Source organism: Thermogutta sp. (assembly GCF_014359955.1).
Lineage (GTDB): Bacteria > Planctomycetota > Planctomycetia > Pirellulales > Thermoguttaceae > Thermogutta.
Map to the genome: position 1 here is coordinate 1 of NZ_JACIYL010000186.1, position 6,715 is coordinate 6,715.

Annotated in this window: 3 protein-coding genes; 1 reads left to right on the plus strand and 2 read right to left on the minus strand. The window is 59.4% G+C overall.

Going from position 1 to position 6,715, the window contains the following annotated elements; all coding sequences use genetic code 11:
- Window positions 1–95: 95 nt before the first annotated feature.
- Together H5U08_RS07725 and pilM are read right to left on the minus strand one after the other, a co-directional pair.
- Window positions 96–1,991 (minus strand): hypothetical protein, encoded by a 1,896-nt coding sequence (locus H5U08_RS07725; RefSeq protein WP_297031859.1) that lies wholly within the window; start codon window positions 1,989–1,991, stop codon window positions 96–98.
- Window positions 1,992–2,048: 57 nt separating this feature from the next.
- Window positions 2,049–4,820 carry a type IV pilus assembly protein PilM gene (gene pilM, locus H5U08_RS07730; RefSeq protein WP_297031861.1) on the minus strand — a complete coding sequence of 924 codons (2,772 nt, stop codon included), beginning with the start codon at window positions 4,818–4,820 and terminating at the stop codon, window positions 2,049–2,051.
- A gap of 473 nt (window positions 4,821–5,293) precedes the next feature.
- Here pilM and H5U08_RS07735 point away from each other — a divergent pair.
- Window positions 5,294–6,715: FAD-dependent oxidoreductase (locus H5U08_RS07735; protein ID WP_297031863.1), on the plus strand; the 1,422-nt coding region annotated here is incomplete at its 3' end.

Here is a 6,715-nt window from a genome sequence, read left to right on the forward strand (position 1 = left end):
GAATCCCCACGTTCAGGGTCGCGACGAGTATTTATCCCCTACAGTTGATTTGTTTTCCAGCTTGGTGTCAAGCAGGCTTGCCAATGCGATACTTTTCAGGTTTGTGGTGGCGCCGCCGGTGGATTGGCTGGATTCTGCGGCCCAGCAGGCGGCGGTGTTCCCGGTTGCGGTGCTAAGGGCTGAGCAGGGGCATTTCCAGCCGCCCCCTGCCCACCAGGCGCCGGCTGAGCCGGATTTGGCGGCACTCCCGCATTGCCAGGAGCTGGCGGCTGGGTGGGTGGCGTCCCACCCCCGGGCTGCGCGCCGCCTTGCGCCGGTGCCGCCGGTTGGGCGCCACCAGGCGGCGCTGGTGTTGGGCCCTGGGGAGCACCCGCCGGTGCCTGCGGCGTCGTCGGTGGCTGGGTAGCGGGCTGCTGTCCCGCCCCCGGCTGAGTGGGCGCCGCCGATTCAGGAGCCGTTGCACCAGGTTGTCCTTGCTCTGCCGGTGGTTGCGCCAGCGATTGGCCTGACGGCAACTCGGGAGCCCCTGGTTTGCCAAGTTCTTCGATGTTGGGCGGATTGAAAATGTAAATAATCCCCTCGATGATCACCGGGACATCATAATTGCTCGTAGCGGACGTGGTCGTAGCTCCCGGTGTGCCCGTACCATAGGAACTCGTCGCGTAACCCGGTCCAGCGGTTTCTTCGCCGTAGCTTTCCGACATGGTGTTGACCATGCCGCCATACCCCATGGGACCACCCGGCTGCCCCATCGATGCCTGGCTTGGTCGGACCAGGACACGAGTGATACGGATCGGCATATCCGAGTTAACGCAGTTAACAAGAAGTTGGTCGAGTTTACGCTGATCCACCACCAGATCCATCCGAATGGGCATCATCTTGAATTCAGCGAACGGTTGGGGCGAACCTGGTGGAAGCGGTTTTCCGTCGGCATCGACGTAACGTCCGTAAAGTGTTGTACCAGGGGCTCCGTAGCCCGATCCATACTCACCTCCTGCGGCTTCCGGACCAACCGGCCCGGAACCCATCGGTGCTGAGCCGGGCGACCCCATACTCCCGGATCCAGTCGGCATCGCCGCCGCCACACTGCTCGCCAGGTACCGTGCGGCATCGGGGCCAATCTCGATGGCGTTAATTCGTTTAACGGCCGCGTTGTGGGGGCCCGTCGCACCTTCGTTGGTCTTGGCGATAATCCGCAACAGAGCTTCGTAGACCCAGAGATCCTCCTGGGCATTCCAGATCTCTTCGGAAGTTGGGACCTTCACCCAGGCAAAACGCTGCTTAATGGCGGCGATATTCTGTGGGTTCCACTCCACAATTCCTTCCATCTCGACTTGTGCTGGGGCACCGGCACCGGTTGCGCCTGGATACGCAGCACCCGGGTATCCCGTGCCGGGATAACCTGCTCCCAATCCCTCTTCACCCACCGTGCTCACGGCTCCAGGATAGCCGGGTGAACCGCCGTAGCCGGCCATTCCGTAACCTCCCGGTCCGGACATCGCGCGGATACTCCCCAGTCGCTTGAGATCTGTTCCCTTGGGTCGGCGGAGATTGATGATTTCGAACAGAGTGGGGAAGTGCTGATCGATGAAATTGAGGTAAATTTCCCGAAACCGTTCCGGAATCGGATCCCCAAACTTACGGCCAGGCTGATTGACCCAGTTAAGAAACTCCTGTCCCAACGCTGCCGGCCATTTATTCTTCTCCTTCTGAGCGGCGTACATGGACACCCATGCCTGGTAGACATCGGCCTTCAGTTCTTCGATCTTTTTCTTGGTGGCTTCAATGACCTGGGCATTGGGTGAACCTGGCTGCACACCGCTGACCTGGGACTTGAGTCCTTCGAGCTGTTCCTTTCGGGCTTTGATACTGGCCTGGACCGACTGCTGGGCCACAAACCAAACCCCCAGGCCGATCAGCACAGCCAAGCTACAGATGACCCAAAAACCCCACTTCTTGATCGCCGCGAGGATTGGTTGCAACTGGTTCATATTGAGGTTCCTTCACGTATCCTGTTCGCCGCGCATCGTGCGATTGTCCGTCAGCCGTTAAGGAGTGCCCGCACCCGGCCCCGGTGTTTGCCCGGCTGGACCGGTCGGATGTTGCTGGCCAGGGGGAGCGCCGGCCTGTCCGCCGGACGGTGGCACCGGAGTTGCCTGATTTTCGTTCGGCAAAATCGGAGCATCCGGCAGAGAGGCGGCATCAGCCGGCGGTTGCTGTGCCGCTGGACCTGGAACCGTTGCCGGATTGGCCGGTGCGCCTGGTCCAGGCCCGCCGACTGGCGGTGGAGTTCCAGGAACGTTCCCGGGGACCGGTTGCGGCGGCACTCCCACCTGGGGAACACCAGGTCCTGGGCCACTCGCCGGAGGTGCTTCCTGCGGCGGCATAACTCCGGGCTGGGGTGTTCCGGGAGTTGCCCCCACCGGGGCTGCCGCACCAGGAGCTGAACCTGGCCCCGGAGGAACCGTACCCGGCGCCGGTTGTGCGGTACCACCTGGCGCCGTTGGCTCTTCCGCTGTTCCAGCTTGCTGCGCGGCCTCTTCAGCGGCTTGCTTTCGGGCTTCTTCCCTCTCTGATTCCGTCTTGGGCTGCCATGCAAACTGGATGGTGAACTGAAATCTCCGCAAGGTGATAAAGCCGGGGATATTGTCCCCGGTCGTCGTTGACGTGGCGCCTGGGCCCATCACCGTGCCGGGCGATCCGGGAATTCCGGTCAAATTCGGTGCCGTGCCCAAGGGCGGGATCGGCGACCCCGGCGTGCCCGTTGGCGTGGTGGGTGGTGTGTAGAAGGGATCGCGGATACGCACCACCTGAATACGCCCAGGATTGATGAGCATGGGGTACATAATGCCCAGCTCTTTCGCCGTCACCCATTTGCCGTTGATCAAAAACTGACCTTCTTCCAATTTTTTAATCAGGGTGTTGCGGACATACTGGGCACCCTGATCCGTGCCGGCCACATCACTATTGTGGAAATGGTACCCGGTGAGGCGAATGACGTATCCCGGCCCACTGGGGCCCGTGATATCCGCAGGCGGCGGATTGGGGGCGGGTGGATCGCCCAGGACGGCCCCCGCCATACCACCGTAAATCGACTCGGGCCCCGAACTCATTCCGTAACTTGGACCGTAAGGTGACGTTGCCGACCCGGCCGTACTGCCCATGGCGCTTCCAGCCGCGGCAGCGGTTGTGGCCTGCGGCTCGGGCTCTTTTTCCCCAGGGGGACGATACCACCCGCCCATCTGCTGCCACCAGGTTTCGAGTTGCTCCATCCGTACCGCCTCAAGGCTGGTGATGTGAATTTCATCACGGCGTTCGAGAATTTCCTGTTGCTTTTTAGTGTCTCCGGCACTTGAGACATCCAGAGTCTCAGCGGCTTTCCGCTCGTACTGCGGTAGTGCCTGGTTGATGGCGGTGAGCAATTCCAGCCATAAGAGACGCCCTTCAATACTGCCGGTGATATTACTGCCAATCGCCTTGATCTTGTCGAATTCGGCCTCCACAGAGGCGAGTTCAGACTGATACTGCTTTACCGTGTTGAGGACCTGCGTGGCCGCACGTTCTGCATCGCCGAAACGTTCTGGAGATACGGTGCTCAAAGCCATCGACTGAGCAGCAAAGCTCACCGCACATCCAAACAGCAAAGTCGTCGCGGCAGCCAGTGCCCACGGCTTTTTTGCCCGGATGAAGCGGTCTTTGACAATTTCATCCGGAAGCATGTTGATTTCCATATACGCCCGTCCGATCCCCTGCAACGCCAGTCCATAGACGATAGCGAAGCAGGAAAGATTCTCTCGGAATACCGGCGACTGGACGACGTCGGGCCCCATCAGACGTTCGAAGTGTTCCACCGACTCCAGGGGAAAACCAAGGCCCTTTTCCAAATAGGCGCGCAGGCCCTGCAATTTCATGGGGTTTCCCAGCGCGAGACCCCGCGTGATCTCGATGGATCGTTCAATCGAGTTGTAATAGCTGATCGAGCGCTGAATCTCTGAGAGAAGCTCAGTAAAGACCGGCCGCATGGCCTGGAAGACAGCCTTGGGGTCCGAGTACGTGGTAGGATTTTTCTTGATATGCTCGGCTTTTGAAAAGGTTAATTTGAGCTCTTTACTGAGCGCCTTGGTGAAGTGGCTACCGCCAATAGGGATATTCCTCTGCCAGACGCGGTAACCGTTTGTGATCACGAGGTCCGTGCTGTCCGTCCCCATCGAAATGACAGCCACCGCGGGTGGTGGGTTGTCCGGGTCATATTCGTCCGGTGGCGGCAGGTCCGGCATGGCGTCGAACCGCACATAGTTGAAAATCGCCAGGGGACTCAACTGGATGATGTCCACCTCGATGCCGAGATTCTGAAAGGGTTGAAGGGCCGCTTCGACCTGCTCCCGCTTGAGGGCAAACAAGCCAATCGTCGTTCCCAGCGTGAATCCGCTCTCACCACCACCAGCATCCAGTCTCTGATAGCGCCAGACCACGCTGTTGAGATCGTACGGGATTTGCTGTTTGGCCTCGTACCGTACCACGTCGGGCAACTTGCTCAATTCGACGGGCGGCAATTTGATGAAGCGTGCAAGCCCCGTAGCACCCGAAACCGAGATGGCAATCTTATGCCCCCGGACTTCATTGCGCGAAAGGAACTGCCGGAGAGCGGTCTCCACAAGACTGGCCGGATCCGCCGAGGGTTGCGTCAGAAGCATCGGATACTCAATGTAGTCAAACGCCTCGGCCACCACGAGTTGTGGGCTTTCGCCCGGTCGCAATCGAAGAGCCTTCAGAGACGCATTTCCGATGTCAATTCCCCAACAAGTCTCGACCTTGGGCATATTCGCTTACCTCGGTCTGAAAAGCCGTGCACGACAGGCCGGCGAGCCGGTCCCAGATACCTGTTACTAATCTTTCTGCAACCCTAGCCGATAACGGTCGTCGAGAGGTGCCTCATCAACGTGCCGGATCGGACGGCCAACTTTCCCGCTTTCCCATCACCCCCTAATGTATCGCCCGCTACCCCTGCATGTCAACTTGCAAACCCCCATTTTTCGGGGACTCTCGTCGGTGATCAATTCCGGTTTGTCTGAGGAGCTGTTCTCCCGCAAAAGGCCACCGTCCGCCGCAAACGCGATTAAAAAAAGCTACGTTTTCTTCGGGCAACCAGTCGCGATCTTCCAAATTCACCTGAACGTTGCTTTTGACAACAGACCTTCGAATAGCCATGACGATTCCGATTCCGCCATCCCCGTCCGAGCAAGCCCACACTGACATTATAGGCACACCGAGTCAAACTTTTCCTGTGCGATCCGTGCCACCAACCTCTCCACAGCCTGCTCCTCTGTGGATTGCCCTTCGCAAATGGAGCGAACTGCTGGGACCGGAAAACGTTGATGGCCCGGACACAGTCGTAAAACGTTACAGTCCTGGTGCCTTACCGAAAAAGTACGTGACCCGTCCTGTGGCTGCCGTTCGTCCAGCCAACCGTGAACAGGTCGTCGGGGTGGTGAAGATTGCCCGAGCCAGCGGAATTCCTCTACACGCAATCAGCCGGGGACAGAACTGGGGTTATGGAGGTCCACTGCCGCCGCGCGACGGCATGGTTATCGTGGACCTCAGTCGGATGAACCGCATTATCGAAGTGAACACCGAATTGGCCTACGCGGTGATCGAGCCGGGCGTTACGCAGCGACAGCTATTTGATTATTTGAAAACCCATCAGATCCCGCTGGTTCCTGACGCCACAGGTGCGGGACCGGAAGCCTCTCTGGTGGGAAACATCCTGCAACGGGGATTTGGCCATACGCCCTACGGGAACCGCGTGTTGCATGCCGGAAATTACGAGGTGGTTTTGCCAGACGGCCGCGTTATTGAGACGGGATTCGGCAGGTACGAGAACGCCAGGGCAAAGCACGTGTTTCCCTATGGTAGGGGCCCCTGGGTGGACGGCCTGTTCACGCAATCGGGCTTGGGAATCGTGACCAGGATGACCATGTGGCTCCTGCCCGCTCCGGAAGCCCTCATCGGATTTGCCCTCAAGGTGCCCTGCGAACACCAGATTGCCCAGATCGTGGAAAGACTGCGTCCCCTCTGTCTGGACGGCACGGTACGAAGCACGGTACACATCGCCAATGATCTGCGCGTGATCTCGGCCCGGACGTCCTATCCGTATTCGCTCACGGGAGGGCGGACACCATTACCGGCCGCCGTTCGTCAGCATCTTCGCCAGAAATTCGGCGTTGGCGCGTGGAATCTCATGGGAGGGCTTTACGGTTCTCGGGGAATGACCCGTCAGGCGACGAGGGAAATTCGACGGGCGTTTCGCGGTTTGGCCCCGGTTTTCTGCTTTGGAAGCAGGCTTTTGTCGGTCGGGCGATGGTTGGCGGAGATGACAGAGCGTTTGGGCGTTCGAACCCCGCTGGCAGAGGCCGTGCGCAGCGCTGATTCGGTGTATCGGCTTCTGGAGGGTGAGCCCTCAGACGAGCATTTGAAAGGAGTTTTCTGGCGACACCGGTCTGTTCCGTCAGATTTCCATCCCAGGGCGGCGGGTGCGCTGTGGTGTTCGCCTGTGTTACCGATGCGAGGGGAGGATGTTCTTGCCCTCCTCCGCACTGTCACTCCCATTTACGAACGTCATCAGCTTGAGCCGCTCATCACGTTTTCCGCGGTCACAAGCCGGGCCCTCGTGGGTGTTTTCAGCATCTGTTATGATCCTGAAGACTCTCTTCAGGTC